This window comes from Geotalea uraniireducens, assembly GCF_027943965.1.
Classification (GTDB): domain Bacteria; phylum Desulfobacterota; class Desulfuromonadia; order Geobacterales; family Geobacteraceae; genus Geobacter; species Geobacter uraniireducens.
The window spans coordinates 2,012,734-2,030,559 of record NZ_AP027151.1 but is presented as its reverse complement, the minus strand read 5'-3'; the positions used below and the strand labels follow the sequence as shown (position 1 = coordinate 2,030,559).

The window sequence follows — 17,826 nt, the reverse complement described above, 5'->3', positions numbered from 1 at the left end:
CCGTTATTTCAAAAACCGCCCCAGAGCGGTCTTGACCTCGGCCAACAGCTGTTCCTGGCTCATCGGTGCGGCGCTTTCGTGTTCCGAACCGCTGCCGTGGCCGAGCACGCAGGTCTCCAGATGCCGGGTCAGCAGCTCGACCCCCAAGGCGTCCAGCGCCGAGCGAACCGCGGCGATCTGGTTCAGGATGTCGACACAATAGCGCCGCTCCGCCAGCATCCGCTCGATCCCCGTCACCTGCCCGGCAATCCGCTTGACCCGCGCCGTCAATCGTTTTTGCGATTCACTGTTCATCGGCACTCCCTTCACAATACCCCCCCAGGGTATATTACCCTCCCAATATACCCCAAGGGGGTATCAGCGTCAAGGGGATATCACTTCGGCGGGGCTGGTCGGCGCCCTCCACCAGCAGGGAGGAGAAATGGCCCCGCCAACGGTTGGCGCCCAACGGCGCAAAGAGCAGCGGACAGGAGAACGGCGGTCATCCGGCCAGCGCCCGGAAACGGAGCGCCGGTTCGGGACCGACGATCGGCCCGGGGCCTTCCTCCTCGTGTTTGAAGAAGACGAAGGCCGTCTCCCAGTCCTGGCCGCGAATCCGCTCCAGCCAGTGGAGCAGCTCGGCATCGCCATAGCGGGAACGCCGCAGCCGCAGGTATCCCCAGGAGGCGGTGCCGACGATCTCCGGCGTCGGGGCTTCATCCATCTCTTCGAGGCAGAGGCTGCACCCCTTGTCGCGCAAGAGGTCGGCCACCCCCGCTTCAAGCCAGCTCGGGCTGCGGAAGTCGAAGGCACAGTGAACGCCGTCGGGGATCAGCGTCAGGAACTCCTCCAGCGCCGGCCGCTTCGTCCTGGCGTGGAAGCTCTTCGGGAACTGGAACAGGGCCGGTCCGAGCTTGTTGCCGAGCACCTTCAGGGTCCGGAAAAAGTAGTCGGCCTCCTCTGCCACATTATGGAGCTGCTTCAAATGGGTGATCACCTGGGGTGCCTTGAGGGCGAAGGCGAAATCGTCGGGCACCTGATCCGCCCACGGGGCAAGCACCCGCTCCGTCGGCATATGGTGAAACGTATAGTTGATCTCCACCGCGTTGAGGCGCTCGCCGTAATAATGGAGCATCTGCTTGGGCGAAATCTTTTCCGGATAGAAAATCCCCTTCCACTCCTGGTAGGCGTAGCCGCTCGTCCCGACATACAGCTTCATGATGCCCCTCCCTCGCCGCTCTCCCGCACCACCTCGTCGGCCGATTTATCCTCACGCAACCGGAGGAACACCGGCTGACGCATGACCCCATCGCCGGTCCAGCCGGCCAGGGCAACCTCGCAGACCAGCGCCGGCTCCACCCAGGTGACCGGGGCATTGGTCGGCGGCACGACCCGGAACGGGCAGTCGGGGCGGATCAATGGCGCCAGCCGTGTCCGGACATCCCGCAGTTCCCGCGCCGTGAAGCCCCCGCCCGCGTGGCCAATGAAGACCAGTTCGCCCCCCTCGTACACCCCGAGGACCAGGGTGCCGAAATCCCTTCGCCCGCCGCGGGGGGCGGTGAAGCCGGCAATCACCCCCTCCTGGGTCGGCCGGCTTTTCACTTTCAGCCACTGCCGGCTCCGGCTCCCCGGCCGGTAGGCGCTCCGGGCGTGCTTGGCGATAATTCCCTCCAGGCCCCGCTCCCGGACCACCTGAAAGAACAGCTTCCCCTCCCTCACGACGTGGTCGCTGAAGCGGAGGTGCGGCAACGCCGGGAGAATCCTTTTCAGCAACTCTTTTCGCTCGACGAGCGGCAATCCGGTCAGGTCGTGTCCCTGGAGGTGGAGGAGGTCGAACACGTAATAGAGGAGATGGCCGCCACCGCGTTGCCGGTAATTCTGCAACAGCTGAAAATCGGGTTCGCCCCGCTCATCGACGACCACGATCTCACCGTCCAGCACCGCTTCGACCCCTATGTGGCGCAACTCTTCCACCAGCAGCGGATAGCGCTCGTTCAGCGGCAGCAGGTTGCGCGAATAGAGGCTGACGGCGCCATCCCGCAGCTCGGCGATCGCCCGGTAGCCGTCCCATTTCACCTCGAACAGCCACGCCGGGTCATCGAACGTCTCCCGCACCGACGTCGCCAGCATCGGTTTGACGGCATGGGGCTGCGCGGCGAGCGGCGCCCCATGCAGCGTCTCGCTTTCCAGCGCCTCCCGGAGGCGGAGCCGCTCGATCTTCCGCTCGCCGTCACGCGCCGCCGGCTGGCCGGCAAACACCTCCTCCAGGGTGCGGGCGGAAACCACCGAGCGATTGTCGGCAAGCACGTCGTCGCCAGTCGCGTAGCGGTCCCGTTTCTTCAACAGCAGCCACGACCTGTCATCCCGCCCCGTCTTTACCAGGGCGAATTCGCCCCGCAGTTTTTCCCCTTCCAGGATGAATTTCAGATCTCCCTTGGCCAGACCCTCTCGCAGCAGCCGTTCACCCGCTGCCCGGTCCCGGGCGGCGGGGTGGCGGTAACTCCCCCGGTCCCAGATGATCACACTGCCGGCACCGTAATTTCCCTCCGGGATCACCCCTTCGAACTCACGGTAGGCGAACGGGTGGTCTTCCACCATCACCGCCAGCCGCTTCACGGCGGGATCGAGCGACGGCCCCCTGGGAATCGCCCAGCTCTTCAGCACCCCGTCCAGCTCCAGCCGGAGATCGTAATGGAGAGCCCGGGCGGCATGCTTGTGGACGACGAAGACGAGCTCGTCCGCCGCCGGCGCCGGTCCCGGTGCCGGTTCAGGCGTCACGCCGAACTTCCTTTTGGCGGCGTATTCCTTCAGGTCCATCGCAGGCAAGAGTCCTTTCCCCACGCTCCCCGGGCATCTCGCGCGTCCGGATTTGCGCCGGAGTTGGTCGGTCTGACAAGCAAAGCCGCAGGCGTAGCAGCACTACATCGAGGATTGCGCGACCGAAGACCGGCTGAAGAGGGCGTAAAGACGGGCGCACGCCATCAAAGATGCGGCAGTTTTTGCTGTTTCACCAACATCTCGCCGAACAGGTCCCCCTCACCCCCGACGCGCCGCATCACCGCCGCCGGGCTGAAGAGGAAGCGGGCCGGGTTCCCCTCCTTTGCCAGCGTCTCCAGCTCCCGCCAGGTCAGCGGCGTGGCGACAAATGGTTCTTCCCGGGCGCGCAGCGAATAGACCGCGATCATCGTCTTCGTCGGATCGTTCTGCGACCAGTTGATGAACACCCGCCCCTGCCGCTGCTCCTTGGCCATTTTGGCGGTGACCAGCTCCGGATAATGTTTCTGCAGGATTTCCGCCACCGTCTTCGAAAAGGTCCGGGTCGCGGCAAAGGTCGCCTCCGGCCGGTTCAGCGGGACGAACAGGTGCAGCCCTTTCTGCCCTGAGGTCTTCACCCAGCCGACAAGTCCCAGCCGGGCAAGGAGTTCGCGCAGGAGCAGCGCTAACCGGGCGCAGTCCAGGACATCCGCCCCATCGCCCGGGTCCAGGTCGAAGACCAGGGAATCGGGCGTCTCGGGCGAGCCGACCCGGGCCAGCGGGACGTGGAGTTCGAGACAGGCGAGGTTCGCCACCCAGATCAGCGTTGCCGGGTCGTTGACCAGACAGGCCGTCAGCCGCTCGCCGCCAGCGCCGCCGACCTCGGCCGTCGCCACCCACTCCGGGTGGTGGGGCGGGCAGCGCTTCTCGAAGAAGAACTCCTCCGCCACCCCGTCCGGATAGCGTTTCAGGGTCAGCGCCCGGTCGCGCAGATGGGGGATGATGAACGCCGCCAACCGGCGGTAATATTCCAGAACATGCGCCTTGGTAAAGCCGGCAGCAGGATAGAGCGTCTTCTCCAGATTGGAGAGCGACAGCCGTCGACCGGCGATCTCGACGAACTGCCGGCTCACCGGACCCTCTTCATGTCGCGCATCGCTTCCTCCAGCGCCGTAACCAGATCGGGCGGCCCTTCAGCCTCCTCTTCACCGCTGACCGGCGCGGTCACCGGCGCCTGTTCCGCCGCCTTCCGTCGCAAAAGCGCCAGGAGTTTCTCCCGCCGCTCGTCCGCGTATTTTCCCGGCGCGAAGTCGGTCGTCAGCCGGGCGATGGCCTCCTGCATCCGCTCCTGCAGTTTCGCATCGCTCACCGCCTCGCGGGGCGCCGACCCGGCCGCCGGCAGGATCTCGCCGGGATAATGGAGGGTAGTGACAGTCAGCGCGCCGCCGTGGCCGGTAACCGCCACCAGATACTCTCGCTCGACAAGGACGAATTTCGCCAGCCCGGCCCGGTTGGTCCGCTGCAGCACCTCGGCCAGCAGCCGGTAGGACTTTTCGCCCCCCTTCAGCGGGACGAGATAATAAGGGTGATCGAAATAGAGCGGGTCCAGCTCGGCCAGGTCGATGAACTCGACGATTTCGATGGTACGGCTCCGTTCGGGGGTGACCGACGCCAGTTCCTCGTCGGTGAGCGGGATGTAGCGGTCAGGGGCAATTTCGTACCCTCTGGCGATCTCCTCCGCGGGGACCGCAGCTTCTTCCCGCTCCGGGCAGAACATCTGCCGCGCCAAGGGCGCATAATCGGCGTCGTGCAGCAGGCGAAACGAAATCCGGCCGGGGGAGACCGCCCTGACCAGCTGCACCGGAATCGCCACCAGACTGAAACTGACTGTGCCACTCCAGATTCCCTGTGGGGCCATCGGCTCTCCTCCCGGTCAGGCGACCTTCTGCAGACTGGCTTCCAGTGCCTGCAGCAGCTGGTCCGGCGCCGTCGGCTCCAGCAGCCGGGGGCGCAAAACGGTAATCTTTTCGCCGCGGGCCTTCTGTTCGATCAGCGCCCGCAGTTTTTGTTGATGCTCATCGACGAACTTTTCCGGCCGGAACGGTGCCGTCAGCTGATTGATCAGCTGGCAGCCGATCTCCAGTTCCTTTTCATTGACCGAGATCTCTGCCAGCCCGAGCGACGCCACGGCGATCAGTTCATCGGCATAACGAAGGGTGGTGAGCCGCAAGAGCGGCCCGCTCGCCTGAAGCGCCCCGAGATAGGAATGCTTGCGCATGGTCCAGCTGCAGATTCCCGCCACCGCCAGCGCGGCCAGCGCCGCCGCCAGTTCCCGGTAGCCGGGCAGCTCCGAATCCGGCTCCAGGTAGTAGACGTGGTCGAGGAACTGCGGCGCAAGCTGCCCGGCGCCGACAAACTCGTGGACCTCGATCTGCCGGCTGCTCTCGGGAGACAGCTCATCCAGCTCCGCCGGGTCGATAAGCAGGTACTTACCCTCTTCGACCTCGAACCCCTTGGTCTGGGCCGCCACCGGCACCGGTATTTTCTCGTAGGTACAGATCAATTGCTGATGCAATCGGCGCAGATCCCGTTTGTGCAGCAGGTGAAACTGGAGCCGCTCCTCCTTCACCGCCGCATGCAACTTCACCGGGACCTCCAGCGCCCCGAACCGGATGGCCCCCTTCCAGATCGACGTTCCCGCCATGAGTCACTCCTTCCCCCGGGACGGCCGTACCCCCGTAAGTGAAGTCTCGCACAAAATTGCCCGCTGTCCATCGGCAAGCCGGCGACTTGCCCGCGGTGCGAGACCGGGCCGCTCGCCGCGTTGCCGGCAACACCCTCCTAATACTTTTTATTGCCAGCCACTGCCGATTGGTCTACTATTACGCAGCCGCACCATGAGGGTAACACACCTACTTCTCCAGCAGGTATGAGGGGGCACCCACTCATGCTCGTCACCCGGAATGCGCGTCGCACAACGATCCTTACCGCGGTCGTGTTCGGCATCCTCGGCTTTGCCGGGAACTGGTTCGGCGTCCCGCTGGTTTTCAACATTCACATCCTTTTCGGCTCACTGTTCGTCATGCTGGCCCTGCTTCTCTACGGGGTGCCGGCCGGGCTGCTGGCAGCCGCCATCGCCGGCAGTTATACACTCATCTTCTGGCACCACCCCTGGCTGTACCTGATCCTGCTGGGCGAGGTTCTGTTCGTCGGCCGGTTGCTGCGCCGCACCCGGAACATAGTCCTGCTCGACACCGGCTACTGGCTTGCCATCGGCATGCCGCTCGTCTTCCTCTACAGTCGCTTCCTGCTCCACGCTGCACTGCCACTGGCCATCCTGATGACGCTCAAGCAAGGGATCAACGGCATTTTTAACGTCCTCGCCGCCGCCTTCCTCCTCTATCTGGCCACTCTTGTACCCTTCTTCAGGCAGTCGCGGGAACTCCCCTCGCCCGCCATGCACCAGGTGCTGGTGATCATTATGGTCGCCGCCATTCTCATTCAGGGAACATCATTCAGCCTGGTGAACCTGCACCAGAAAGAGGCCCAGGAGGAACTGCAGGTCGAAAGGCGGCTGAACGCCTGTACCGGCATCGCCCGCGCAACGATCGAAACCTGGCTCAACGAACGGATCGAGCGGCTCTCAACTCTGGCAACCCTGGTCGGAGACCCGGCGCGTACACCCGCCAGGCAGGTCCAGTGGTACACTGAGCTGCTCAACAAGACATCCCCCGATTTTATCGCCACCTCCATCCAGAATACGAAGGCCGTTTCGGTGGCGTTCTCGCCAGCGCTGGACACTGCCGGCCACTCCAATATCGGCAAGGATTATTCACGCCACCCCTATCGTCAGCTGCTGGAAAAGACGCTGTTGCCGGTCGTCTCCGACATCGATTACGGACTCGTCACCCGGACCCCTCGCCTGGCACTCTTCACGCCGATCGTCATCAACGGGAAGTTCCGCGGTTACTGCGCCGGGATAGTCGACACCGCGCGACTCGCCCGACTGTTGCGGATCGTCGCCCAGAACCGTGCCGTGGACATCTCCCTCCTCGATCGCAAGGGGCAGGTGATCGCCAGCACCGATCCGGCCATGCCGATCATGAAACATCTGGAGCCGCGCCGTGGCGGCGAATTTCACTGGCTGGCCAATGCGGTTTACGAAGTCGTCCCCGCTGCAGGAGTGAATCCGCTGTACCGCGCGCAAGAAGCCCGCTTCGGCATGGATTCACCCCTCAACGCCGCCGTTCCCTGGACGATCGTCGTCAGCATGCCGATGAAACAGTACCAGAACACCCTCTACCATGACGCCAGCCGGTGGCTCGCCCTGGTCTTCATTCTCGTCATCTTCGCCGTGGCCGTCGCCCAGGCAGCCAGTGCCGCGATCGTCAAGCCGGTGGTCGAACTCGACCGGATTTCCGCCACCGTCACCGGGGATCTGACCCTGCACCCGACGGTCGTGTGGCCGACAAGCGGCATCCGCGAGATCAGCCGGCTGATCGGCACGGTTCGCCAGATGACAACGACGCTGCGGGGAAACATCCAGGAGCTGCAATCGCTTAACGAGTCGCTGGAACAGCGGGTCGCCGAACAGACCGCCGAACTGCGCCAGAGCGAGCAGAAATTTCGCGCCATTTTCAAGGAGGCGGGTATCGGCATCATACTGGCCGATGAACAGCGGCGGATCATCCATTGCAACCGGGCGATGGAACGGATTCTCGACTACCCGCGCAACGAACTGGTTGGCCGACAGATCGCCGAGATCAGCCATCCGGCCGACGAAGAGGCCACGGTGCGCCGCATCCACGAGGCCATCTCCCGCGGCGAACATGTCTTTCGGATGGAAAAGCGCTATTTCCGCCGGGACGGTTCGACTCTCTGGGGGAACCTTACTGTCACCACGCTCGAATCAATGAACGGCTTACAGGGATACACAATCGACATGGTAGAGGACGTCACGGAGCGGAAGCGGGCCGGAGAAGAGATCCGCCGGCTCAACGAAGGCCTTGAACAGCGGGTTCAGGAGCGGACCGCCCAGCTCGAAGCCGCAAACCGGGAACTGGAGGCGTTCAACTACTCGGTTTCCCACGACCTCCGCGCCCCGCTCCGCCACCTGAACGGCTTCAGCCGGATGCTCGAAGAAGAGTGCGCCGACAAGCTCGACGAGGCTGACCGGGAGATTCTCCACCGGATCAGCCGGGCGGCGGTCAAAATGGACAACCTGGTCGACGCCCTGCTCAACCTGTCGCGAATGACGCTCAACAAGATCAATCTCCTGCCGGTCAACCTCTCCGACCTGGCGCGGGAAATCTTCGCCGATTTCGTCAAGTCGCAACCCGAGCGGCGGGTCAGGGTCGAGATCGAGGACGGCATCGTCGTCCAGGCCGATCCCGAACTGATGCGGGCAGTATTGGACAACCTGCTCAGCAACGCCAGGAAATACACGGCAAGGGAAGCAGCGGCACGTATCGAGTTCGGGATGAGGGAAACCGACGGCCGACGGGTCTATTTTGTGCGGGATAACGGGGTTGGTTTCGAGATGGACTACGCGGGCAAGCTGTTCAAGCCGTTCCAGCGGCTACACCGGGAGGAGGATTTCCCGGGGATCGGCATCGGGCTGGCGACGGTCCAGCGGATCATCCGCCGCCATGGTGGCGAGGTCTGGGCGGAAGGGAAAACGGGCAGCGGCGCGACCTTCTACTTCACCCTGGCGGGGGGGAAGAGCGCCGTTTGACGTGCCGATGCGGCCAAAGCGGCCCGGCGGGAAGAGCACGGTCACGGTTTGTGGTCGAGGACCCCTTCCATCCGCGCCAGGTTCAATGCCTGGTCAAAGGTGGTGATCACACCGCCGGTGCGCTCGACAAAGGATTGTGCTTCCTGCCGGCTGGCGAAAGCCAGCTTGGCGGCGCTGGACATCACGCCGCTCTTCCTGCTGCCGATCACCCAGCTCGCCGTGCGGGCGTCGATCAGCCGGCCGGTAGTGTAATCGGCCACCTTGATCGAGGCGATCAGCCTGGCGTTATTCACCCGCATCAGCGTGGCGGCGCAATGGAGGCTGCAGGTGCCGATGGTCGTCCCGTCGGCATAGGCGATGAGCAGCCGGTTGCGGGCGCTGGCGGCCCGGCTCATCCCGCACGCCTGGCAGGAGGCGGGATCTTCGATTTTTTCCGCCGCCACGGCCGGCACGGCTGAAACAGCGAAGGCGAGAATGGTCAGGACAGTGGCAAGCGCTTTAGCCATAATGCTCTTCTTTAACAGAGTGTTCCCGGAAAGGGAATGAAAAAATCGGCCCGGCGACGCGAGGCGATGCCGCATCCGCCGCGATGCGGCTGGCGGACGTGGCTGTCAGCTCACGGCTCTTCCCGCAGCAAGCGCATCTCCCGGGTTTCCCTGACCGGGCTGCTGCCGAAGAACCGTTTGTAATCCCGACTGAACTGCGAGGCGCTCAGGTAGCCGACCCGTTCGGCGACGATACTGGCGTTGAGCCCGTCCTGGACCATCAGCAGCCGCGCCTTGTGCAGCCGGATGCTTTTCAGATACTGCAGCGGCGAGGTGGCAGTGACCGCCTTGAAATTGTGGTGGAAGGTCGAGACGCTCATGTTTGCCTCTCGCGCCAGGGTTTCCACATCCAGCTCCCGGTGGTACTCCTGGTGGACCCGGCGCAATACCCGGGCAATCTGGCCGAAGCGGCTGTGCCGGGCCGCCACGGCGCGCAGCGCCCCCCCCTGTTCGCCGCGCAGCACCCGGAAAGTGATCTCCCGGACGAGCTGCGGACCGAGGACCCGGCTCTCGATCGGCGAACGGAGACATTCCAGCAGCCGGATGGTGGCGCTGGCCAGTTCGTCGGTCAGTGCCGTCGAGTAGATGCCGCAGACCGTCCCCGGCACCTCCCCTCCTTCATCCATCTCCATCAGAAGCTCTCCGAGCATCACCGGATCGACCTTGATCGAGATCGCCAGAAGCGGTTTCTCCGGGGTAGCTTCCGTTTCGCATTCGAGGGGGAGCGGCACGGAGAGGACCAGGTAGTTGTAGGGGTCATAGATATAGCACTGGTCACCGAGATAGACCCGTTTTCGCCCCTGGCCGACGATGATGATGCTCGGCTCGTAGACGATCGGCACCCGCAGCTTCGACCGGCTGGCCCGGACGAAACGGACCCCATCGAGCCGCGACGGGGAAACCCCCTCAGTCACCGCCAGCATGCCGAGCAATTCGGCCACGCGTTCGCGCTGCATCAATTCCATTGTCCCGCTGTCCATGGTCGGCACCTCCACCGCTCCGCAGAATTCCGTTAACAGGAAGTAACGTAGCAGATTTCAGCAAGAAACTGCGAATATTTTCCGGTCGTCGACAGAAACGGGCAATTCTTCGGCAGGAACGGCTATTGAACTCACCGCCCTTCCGGCCTATCCTGTCCGGACAGTACCGGCCTTGCCTGCCTGTCACAACGGCACGGCGACAAACGGCCGAGCGAACAAGGGAGAACAGCAATGCAGCAGCGCAAACTCGGCAGCCAGGGGCTGATCGTTTCAGCCCAGGGACTGGGATGCATGGGGATGTCGGACTTCTACGGCCAACGGGACGAGCGGGAGGCAGTGGCAACTATTCATCGCGCCCTGGAGCTCGGGGTCAACTTCTTCGACACCTCGGACATGTACGGCCCGTTCACCAACGAGGAACTGCTCGGCCGGGCGCTCAAGGGGCGCCGCGCCGGGGCGATCGTTGCCACCAAGTTCGGCATGGTCCGGAGCGCCAGCCCGGGACCGAACGGCGGCTGGGCTCCGGTCACCGGCATCTGCGGCCGACCGGAATACGTCCGGGCCGCCTGCGAGGCATCGCTGAAACGTCTCGGCACCGACCATATCGACCTCTACTATCAGCATCGCGTCGACAGCGAGGTACCGATCGAAGAGACGGTCGGCGCGATGGCCGAACTGGTCCGCGAGGGGAAAGCGCTCTTCCTCGGCCTTTCCGAAGCGGCGCCGCAGACCATCCGCCGCGCCCACGCCGTTCACCCGATCAGCGCCCTCCAGACCGAGTACTCCCTCTGGAGCCGGGAGCCGGAGGAATCCCTCCTGCCGACCCTCCGCGAGCTGGGGATCGGCTTCGTCCCCTACAGCCCGCTCGGCCGCGGCTTCCTCACCGGCCAGCTGAAAAGCTGCGATGATTTCGCCCCCGACGACTACCGGCGCCAGTCGCCCCGCTTCCAGGGGGAGAACTTCGCTAAAAATCTGCAGCTGGTTGCGAAGGTCACCGAACTGGCCGGCCGCAAGGGAGCAACGGCGGGGCAGCTGGCCCTCGCCTGGGTCATGGCCCAGGGAGACGACATCGTGCCGATCCCCGGCACCAAGCGGATCAAATACCTGGAGGAGAACGTCGCCGCGGCACAGCTCGAACTGACGGCGGACGACCTGGCCGAGATCGCCGCCGTCATCCCTCGGGACGCGGTGGCCGGCGAACGGTACCCGGCGAGCATGATCGGCTTTATCAACCGATAGCGCCGCCGGCCGCTGCCGGGGAAAGATCGAGCAACGGTTAAACAGCGTTGCCCCATGCCATTATTTTTGCGAATGAAATTTTACCCGGAGGACCCGCATGAACGTCATTGCCATCAATGGCAGCCCGCGCAAGAAATGGAATACCGCCACCCTCCTCGACAACGCCCTCGAAGGCGCGGTGGCGCAGGGGGCGGCAACGGAGCTGATCCATCTCTACGACCTGGATTTCAAGGGGTGCACGAGCTGCTTCGCCTGCAAGCTCAAAGGGGGAGCGAGTTACGGCCGCTGCGCCATGAACGACGACCTGACCCCGCTGTTGGCCCGCCTCGCCGCGGCCGACGCATTCATCCTCGGCTCGCCGGTCTATTTCGGCACGGTGACCGGCGAGATGCGCTCCTTTATGGAACGGCTCCTTTTCCCCTACCTGACCTACAGCCGCCCGCCCGGCTCGCTCTTCCCCCGGAAGATCCCCACGGCGTTCATCTACACCATGAACGTCTCGGCAGAACTAATGCAGGAGTACCACTACCCGATCCATTTCGGCGCCAACGAGCAGTACCTGGCCCGGATTTTCGGCCGGGCAGAAACGCTCTGCGCCTGTGAAACCCTCCAGTTCGAGGATTACGACAAGGTCGTCTTCGACTACTTCGACCCGGCAGAGCGGCGGGCACGGTACCGCGCCGCCTTCCCCGAAGAGTGCCTGAAGGCGGCGGAGCTCGGCGCCCGGCTGGTGCTACAGGCCGCAAGAATAGCTGCCGAATCCTGACCGACCTCCCGGCCGACCGTTCTGACGGCGGGTCAAGGGGAGACGAATGAGAGAGGTAACGAAATGAACTATCTGCAACTTGGCCGGACCGGCCTGATTGTTTCCGAATGCGGCTTCGGCTGCATCCCGATCATCCGCCTGGACAACGACGAGGCGATCCGGGTGCTCCGCCACGCCTTCGACCGGGGCATCACCTTCTTCGACACCGCCAACGCCTACCGCGACAGTGAAGAAAAAATGGGCCAGGCCTTTGCCGGCATGCGCGACAAGGTCGTTCTCGCCACCAAGAGCCTGCTGCGAAGCGCCGAGGGGGTAACGGGGCATCTGGAAAACAGCCTGCGGATGCTCCGGACCGATTACCTCGACCTCTACCAGTTGCACCAGATCGCCCAGGAAAAGGACTGGCAGGAAGTCACCGGGCCGGGCGGCGCGCTGGAGGCGGTGCTGAAAGCCAAGGCCGCCGGCAAGGTCCGGCACATCGGCGTCACCTCGCACAGTCTGGAGATGGCCCTGAAGCTGGTGCGCAGCGGGCTGTTCGCCACCATCCAGTTCCCCTTCAACCTGATCGAGGAAGGGGCGAAGGACGAACTGCTCGGCGCCGCGCGGGAGGGGGGAATGGCCTTCATCTGCATGAAGCCGTTCGGCGGCGGGGTGCTCGACAATGCCGCCATCGCCTTCAAATATCTCCGCGCCCACGCCGGGATCATCCCGATCCCCGGTTTCGAATCGTGCGCCCAGGTGGACGAGGTGCTGGCGCTGTACGAGCAGCCCAACGTCATCACCGACCGTGACCGCGACATCATGGACAACTATCGCCGCGAGTTGGGCAAGCGGTTCTGCCGGCGCTGCGAATACTGCCAGCCCTGCCCGCAGGGGGTCATGATCACCCCGGCGATGGGCTACCCGATCGTCGCCGCCCGGATGTCGCCACCGGTGGCCGTCGAGTTCTGCCGGAAAGTGATGGAGACGGTGCCGGGCTGCACCGACTGCGGCGCCTGCAGCAAGCGCTGTCCCTACGAACTGTCCATTCCCGCCATCCTCAAGGCCAATTACGCCCTTTACGAGCAGCACCTGAAAGAGCGGCAGGCGTAACGGCGAACATAACACCTCTTCACTGTCCCGGTCATCACGGCGGCGCTGCTGACGACAATCCTCCCCAGCTTGTCGGCAGCGCCGCCGACACCGCCTGCAAGGCAATCCCCCCCAAGGTCTCCGTCCACATCACCTCTCCCATCTGCCAAAAAGATTTTCCCGAGGTTACTATATGTAGTAACTTTTCGAAATTCCGGAAAGTTAAGCAGCAAATTAGGCTTTGTTAGCGTGGGCCTATATGGTAGGGTTTGGTGGTAAATTGAGCAAAATCGGTTGATTCGCGGCGGCATGCAAAAGCTGGATAGATAGCTCAGAAAAATATTATAAATTTGCTTTAACGTACTCGACACGGAAAAGGGGACAGGCTACTTTTTGAAGTTCAGCTGAGGAGGGGGGAGAAAAAGTAGCCTGTCCCTTTTCCTGTGCTTGTCCCTTTTCCTGTGCTTGATCTAGGAATATGACAGAACAAAACCACCAGAGCGAGTGCATAACAAAGTGGTTGTCCGCTGAAAGGTAGTTTCTACACATCGTTACCTGAGGGTATAACGGGAAAAGGTAAATCATGAAAAAAACAATCTTTATTTATGCCGTCGCCTATCTCCTTACCTGTTCACCGGTGTATGCCGAGGAACAACAGCTTAATAAGATGGACAACATTTTAAAACTAATCGAAATCACAGGAGTTACCAAAGCTGCGGTGATCTCCAGCGAAACAACATCTGAAGACTACTACAACCAAATAAAAAAAGTCCGGCCGGATATTTCCGACCAAATAATTCAAATTCTTAAAGAAGAGTCGAAGGCCGTTATAAAAGATTCAATAAATAGAGGGGAATACGCAGCAAAGGTTGCACCAGTATGGGCTAAAAACTACACGGAATCAGAAATATCCGAATTGATAAAGTTCTATGAATCACCATTGGGTAAAAAAGTTGTTGCTGTTACACCTCAAATGACAAAAGAGCTATTGGCTGCTGGCGAAGAGTGGCAAAAAAGTCTAGGCGAAGAGCTGGCAAATCGGGTCGATCGACGATTACTAAAAGAAAACATACAGTTATGGTAATCACTTATCACCCCACCCTCTCACACTACGAAACTTCTTTTTACGGTGAGTGAATGATGGGGAAATAAAGGCCCACCGACCGCAGCGGCGCAAAACAACACCGGGGCGAGTTCCGAAAACGACGTCGTGTTTCGGGACCCGCCCCGGTTATTTTCCGGCCTGCTGCCCGACGGCGGTCAGTGGATTTCCAGGTAGCCGATGGTCGCCTTGCCAAGCTTGACAGTTATCGTTCCGTGCACCGTCGTTTGGCCGATGGTAGACAGATAACTGCTGTCCTTGCCGCCATCGATGATAATGTTCTTTGCCGCATCGAGCACCAGGTTCTCGTAGAAAACGTAACTGCGCGCCTTGATGGTGGCGCCGCTGGCGGCGGCGTCATAGGCATCCTGCAGCGCCGCATAGCCGACGTCGGAATCGGCGTTGATGCACTGGATGTTCGGCATGAAGGTCGCCGTGGCCGACTTGCCGACGGTCACCGCGCCGACACTGCACGGGTTGTCGCTGCCGCTGCAATCGCCTGACCAGCCGATAAAGAGCGACCGCCAGTCGGGCGTCGCCATCAGGCTGACCGCCGTGCCGATCTCGAAGGAGGCGCTACAGCCGGCGGACGATCCTTTTACGCAGGAAATGCCCGTCGGGATGCTGGTGACCGTCCCGCTCCCGGTGCCGGTGCTGCCGTCAACGGCCGCCGAAACAGTGACCGGCGGCGGCAGGGTGACCACCGTGAGGGTATCGGAATTAGCGCCGGCACCACCGGCATTGGTCGCCCGCACCCGGCAGTAGTAGGTGGTGCTCGGGCTGAGCCCGGCGACGGTGTAGCTGGTGGCGGTTCCCATATCGAGGTTGTCGTAGCCCGGGACCGGCATAGTGAAACCGCTGTCGATCGCCACATCGAGCCGATAGCCGGTGGCGGCAGCGACCGTTCCCCAGTTGGCGGTAAAGGCGCTGGAGATGATCGAAGTGGCCGGTGCCATGGCCGGCGCAGCCGGCGGCGGCGGGAAGGTGGTGAAGTCCCAGCTCAGGATGCTCGCCAGATGCTCGCCGGCCTGGCTGCGCACCCCGCTGACCGTCGCCGTGTAGGTTGTGGAGTTGAAGAGCGAGGCGGTCGGCGTCAGAGTGGCGGTGAGCATCGCCGGATCGTAAGTCACCGTTGCGGCAACGCTGCTTTGGTACAGCGAGAGAAGCGGCGGCACCGTCGTCTGACCGTAACCGTTCCACCCCCAGGCCACCAGCGAGCCGTCGCTCTTCAGCGCCACGGTATGTGCGCCGCCGGCGGCAATGGCGGTCACGCCGCTGAGGCCGGCCGGCACTGCCGTCTGGCCGGAAGTGTTATCGCCCCAGGCGACCACCGTCCCGTCGCCCTTCAACGCCACGGTATGCGCCCCCCCGGCGGCAACGGCAATCACGCCGCTCAGTCCCGGCGGCACCGTGCACTGGCCGGAGCTGTTCCGTCCCCAGGCGACCACCGTCCCGTCGTTTTTCAACGCCACGGTATGGTAATAGCCGGCAGCGATGGCGGTCACCCCACTAAGCCCCGTCGGCACCGTCGTCTGGCCATAGCTGTTGTCGCCCCAGGCGACTACCGTGCCGTCGCTCTTCAGCGCCACGCTATGGGAATAACCGGCAGCGATGGCAATCACCCCGCCGAGGTCCGCCGGCACCGTCGTCTGGCCGGCACCGTTGGCGCCCCAGGCCACCACCGTCCCGTCCCCTTGCAGCGCCACGCTATGGGCATCCCCCGCCGCAACGGCAATCACCCCGGCCAAGTCCGCCGGTATCGTCGTCTGGCCGTAACCGTTGTCGCCCCAGGCGACCACCGTCCCGTCGCTCTTCAACGCCACGGTATGCTGGTAACCGGCGGCAAGCGCCGTCACCCCGGCAAGGCCGGCCGGCACCGCCAGCTGCTGATAGTTGTTGCCACCCCAAGCGGCCACTGTGCCGTCCAGCTTCAGGGCCACGGTATGGAACTGGCCGGCGGCAACGCCGGTCAACCCGCTGAGCCCTGCCGGCACCACGGTCTTGCCGAAGCTGTCATCGCCCCACCCCACCGCGGTGCCGTCGCTCTTCAACGCCACCGAGTGGAAAACCCCGGCGACAATGGCGGTCACCCCGGTGAGGCCCGCCGGCACCGCGGTCTCGTTGAGGCTGTTGTCGCCCCAGGCAACCACCGTCCCGTCGCTCTTCAACGCCACGGTATGGTAATAGCCGGCGGCAATGGCGATCACCCCGGTAAGGCCGCCCGGTACCGTCGTCTGGCCGTAACTGTTGTCCCCCCAGGCCACCACCGTCCCGTCTTCTTTCAACGCCACGGTATGCAGCCCACCCGCGGCAACGGCGACCACCCCGACGAGGCCCGCCGGCACCGTCGTCTGGCCGGCGCTGTTGCCCCCCCAGGCCACCACCGTCCCGTCGCTTTTCAGCACCACGGTATGCGAATAGCCGGCGGCAACGGCGGTCACCCCGGTGAGGCCGCCCGGCACCGTCGTCTGGCCGGAGCTGTTGTCCCCCCAGGCCACCACTGTCCCGTCGCTCTTCAACGCCACGGTATGGTAGTACCCGGCGGCAACGGCGGTCACCCCGCTAAGGCCGGCCGGCACCGTCGTCTGACCGGAACTGTTGTCCCCCCAGGCCACCACCGTCCCGTCTTCCTTCAACGCCACGGTATGGTCATGCCCGGCAGCGATGGCGGTCACCCCGGCAAGGCCTGCCGGCACCGTCGTCTGGCCAAAACCATTGTCGCCCCAGGCCACCACCGTGCCGTCCTTTTTCAGCGCCACGGTATGTCCTTTCCCGGCAGCCAGGGCCTTGAAGGTGACCAACCGCGACAGAAGAACGCTGTTGCCTGTCACCGACGAGGCGTCCATTGCCGAGCTGAAGGTAGCGGTGACGGTGGTCGCGGTACTCGCCTCGCCGACCGGCGTGTAGCCCGTCGGCGTCAGCGCCCCCCAGGCAATGGTGGTGCAACATACCAGGAGCACGACGCTCAAAATCCCCGTTATCCCGCGAGCAAGCAGCGACCCGTTCCGTGCCGACGTTGCATGGCTTTGCATGGGAACCTCCTCATGTGACAAAAAAGCGGAGCTCATATGCAAAAACTTCCGGACTAACTGCCATAGGTGGCGTCAATGAGAATATCAGTGAAGAATTATCGGTGAGCATTGAATGGAAGCATTGCAGGATCAGACGCTACTTAGATTAATAATAACAGACTCCGGCAAGAGATAAACAGGCACAGCAACTTATTTTACCCGCACCAGACTGTCTATCGGCACCGCCCTGTTAGTCTCTGGCAGTGAACTAGCGAAACGGATCCAATCATTTCGCGTACTTCTCCACCAACAGAAACAGAACGGTGAACATTAATTCATGTACAGCATTTTACATACCATCAGCAAAATAGAACATTGCCTACCAAAACAGAAACAACCGGCGGCATAATCCTGTTGGCTGAAAGGGTAAAAAGATAACTGCTCGTCGTTATGGGGCGGGTAAATGGCGCTCCATGCTCAGCGGGCGCAGAAGCGCTCGCGGTAGGCGAGCGGAGTGATCCGCAGATGGCGGAAAAAGGTTCGGCGAAACTGCTCGATATTCGCAAAACCACTCTGTTCGGCAAGCACCTCGATTGGCAGGTCGCTCTCTTCAAGGAGCCGAATCGCCTGCTCCAGGCGAAGCTG

Annotated in this window: 15 protein-coding genes; 5 read left to right on the top strand and 10 right to left on the bottom strand. The window is 62.9% G+C overall.

Annotation, left to right across the window (positions count from 1 at the left end):
• Window positions 1-3: 3 nt before the first annotated feature.
• The 6 genes from QMN23_RS09500 to QMN23_RS09475 form a co-directional block, all read right to left on the bottom strand.
• Window positions 4-294: a metal-sensitive transcriptional regulator gene (locus QMN23_RS09500; RefSeq protein WP_282003695.1), complete on the bottom strand. Its 291-nt coding sequence runs from the start codon at window positions 292-294 to the stop codon at window positions 4-6.
• A gap of 187 nt (window positions 295-481) precedes the next feature.
• Complete coding sequence (locus QMN23_RS09495; RefSeq protein ID WP_282003693.1) at window positions 482-1,198, bottom strand: DUF72 domain-containing protein; 717 nt, start codon at window positions 1,196-1,198, stop codon at window positions 482-484.
• Window positions 1,195-2,796 carry a non-homologous end-joining DNA ligase gene (gene ligD, locus QMN23_RS09490; RefSeq protein WP_282003692.1) on the bottom strand — a complete coding sequence of 534 codons (1,602 nt, stop codon included), beginning with the start codon at window positions 2,794-2,796 and terminating at the stop codon, window positions 1,195-1,197. The genes QMN23_RS09495 and ligD (QMN23_RS09490) overlap by 4 nt, the downstream gene beginning before the upstream one ends.
• Before the next feature lie 164 nt (window positions 2,797-2,960).
• Entirely contained in the window at window positions 2,961-3,866 is a 906-nt protein-coding gene (ligD, locus tag QMN23_RS09485; protein ID WP_282003691.1) for a non-homologous end-joining DNA ligase, read from the bottom strand.
• Window positions 3,863-4,651 (bottom strand): Ku protein, encoded by a 789-nt coding sequence (locus QMN23_RS09480; RefSeq protein WP_282003689.1) that lies wholly within the window; start codon window positions 4,649-4,651, stop codon window positions 3,863-3,865. The genes ligD (QMN23_RS09485) and QMN23_RS09480 overlap by 4 nt, the downstream gene beginning before the upstream one ends.
• Window positions 4,652-4,666: 15 nt before the next feature.
• Window positions 4,667-5,437 (bottom strand): Ku protein, encoded by a 771-nt coding sequence (locus tag QMN23_RS09475; protein WP_282003688.1) that lies wholly within the window; start codon window positions 5,435-5,437, stop codon window positions 4,667-4,669.
• A 243-nt stretch (window positions 5,438-5,680) separates the two neighbouring features.
• Here QMN23_RS09475 and QMN23_RS09470 point away from each other — a divergent pair, with 243 nt between their 5' ends.
• The gene (locus QMN23_RS09470; RefSeq protein ID WP_282003686.1) at window positions 5,681-8,467 is read left to right on the top strand and encodes a PAS domain S-box protein; all 2,787 of its coding nucleotides are present in this window, start codon (window positions 5,681-5,683) and stop codon (window positions 8,465-8,467) included.
• 41 nt (window positions 8,468-8,508) lie between these two features.
• On the opposite strand, the gene QMN23_RS09465 is transcribed toward QMN23_RS09470, so the two are convergent.
• The gene (locus tag QMN23_RS09465; RefSeq protein WP_282003685.1) at window positions 8,509-8,973 is read right to left on the bottom strand and encodes a nitrous oxide reductase accessory protein NosL; all 465 of its coding nucleotides are present in this window, start codon (window positions 8,971-8,973) and stop codon (window positions 8,509-8,511) included.
• Between the two features lie 110 nt (window positions 8,974-9,083).
• The gene (locus tag QMN23_RS09460) at window positions 9,084-9,992 is read right to left on the bottom strand and encodes an AraC family transcriptional regulator (protein ID WP_282003684.1); all 909 of its coding nucleotides are present in this window, start codon (window positions 9,990-9,992) and stop codon (window positions 9,084-9,086) included.
• A 231-nt stretch (window positions 9,993-10,223) separates the two neighbouring features.
• Here QMN23_RS09460 and QMN23_RS09455 point away from each other — a divergent pair, with 231 nt between their 5' ends.
• From QMN23_RS09455 to QMN23_RS09440, 4 genes are all read left to right on the top strand, one after another.
• Window positions 10,224-11,231 (top strand): aldo/keto reductase, encoded by a 1,008-nt coding sequence (locus QMN23_RS09455; RefSeq protein ID WP_282003682.1) that lies wholly within the window; start codon window positions 10,224-10,226, stop codon window positions 11,229-11,231.
• Window positions 11,232-11,328: 97 nt separating this feature from the next.
• The gene (locus tag QMN23_RS09450) at window positions 11,329-11,997 is read left to right on the top strand and encodes a flavodoxin family protein (protein ID WP_282003680.1); all 669 of its coding nucleotides are present in this window, start codon (window positions 11,329-11,331) and stop codon (window positions 11,995-11,997) included.
• Between the two features lie 63 nt (window positions 11,998-12,060).
• Entirely contained in the window at window positions 12,061-13,089 is a 1,029-nt protein-coding gene (locus QMN23_RS09445) for an aldo/keto reductase (RefSeq protein WP_282003679.1), read from the top strand.
• 562 nt (window positions 13,090-13,651) lie between these two features.
• Window positions 13,652-14,152 carry a DUF2059 domain-containing protein gene (locus QMN23_RS09440; protein WP_282003676.1) on the top strand — a complete coding sequence of 167 codons (501 nt, stop codon included), beginning with the start codon at window positions 13,652-13,654 and terminating at the stop codon, window positions 14,150-14,152.
• Between the two features lie 176 nt (window positions 14,153-14,328).
• Here the strand turns inward: QMN23_RS09440 and QMN23_RS09435 are convergent, their stop codons facing one another.
• Entirely contained in the window at window positions 14,329-17,202 is a 2,874-nt protein-coding gene (locus QMN23_RS09435; protein WP_282003674.1) for an Ig-like domain-containing protein, read from the bottom strand.
• Between the two features lie 456 nt (window positions 17,203-17,658).
• Window positions 17,659-17,817, bottom strand: a complete 159-nt coding sequence (locus QMN23_RS09430; protein WP_282003849.1) for a helix-turn-helix domain-containing protein — start codon at window positions 17,815-17,817, stop codon at window positions 17,659-17,661.
• Between the last annotated feature and the right edge of the window lie 9 nt (window positions 17,818-17,826).

Excerpts from the sequence above, each read along its gene's own strand:
- QMN23_RS09500 (WP_282003695.1), bottom strand. The coding sequence starts at position 294 with ATGAACAGTGAATCGCAAAAACGATTGACGGCGCGGGTCAAGCGGATT.
- QMN23_RS09495 (WP_282003693.1), bottom strand. The coding sequence starts at position 1,198 with ATGAAGCTGTATGTCGGGACGAGCGGCTACGCCTACCAGGAGTGGAAG.
- QMN23_RS09440 (WP_282003676.1), top strand. The coding sequence starts at position 13,652 with ATGAAAAAAACAATCTTTATTTATGCCGTCGCCTATCTCCTTACCTGT.
- QMN23_RS09465 (WP_282003685.1), bottom strand. The coding sequence starts at position 8,973 with ATGGCTAAAGCGCTTGCCACTGTCCTGACCATTCTCGCCTTCGCTGTT.
- ligD (WP_282003692.1), bottom strand. The coding sequence starts at position 2,796 with ATGGACCTGAAGGAATACGCCGCCAAAAGGAAGTTCGGCGTGACGCCT.
- QMN23_RS09450 (WP_282003680.1), top strand. The coding sequence starts at position 11,329 with ATGAACGTCATTGCCATCAATGGCAGCCCGCGCAAGAAATGGAATACC.
- QMN23_RS09475 (WP_282003688.1), bottom strand. The coding sequence starts at position 5,437 with ATGGCGGGAACGTCGATCTGGAAGGGGGCCATCCGGTTCGGGGCGCTG.
- QMN23_RS09460 (WP_282003684.1), bottom strand. The coding sequence starts at position 9,992 with ATGGACAGCGGGACAATGGAATTGATGCAGCGCGAACGCGTGGCCGAA.
- QMN23_RS09470 (WP_282003686.1), top strand. The coding sequence starts at position 5,681 with ATGCTCGTCACCCGGAATGCGCGTCGCACAACGATCCTTACCGCGGTC.
- QMN23_RS09445 (WP_282003679.1), top strand. The coding sequence starts at position 12,061 with ATGAACTATCTGCAACTTGGCCGGACCGGCCTGATTGTTTCCGAATGC.
- QMN23_RS09435 (WP_282003674.1), bottom strand. The coding sequence starts at position 17,202 with ATGCAAAGCCATGCAACGTCGGCACGGAACGGGTCGCTGCTTGCTCGC.
- QMN23_RS09455 (WP_282003682.1), top strand. The coding sequence starts at position 10,224 with ATGCAGCAGCGCAAACTCGGCAGCCAGGGGCTGATCGTTTCAGCCCAG.
- QMN23_RS09480 (WP_282003689.1), bottom strand. The coding sequence starts at position 4,651 with ATGGCCCCACAGGGAATCTGGAGTGGCACAGTCAGTTTCAGTCTGGTG.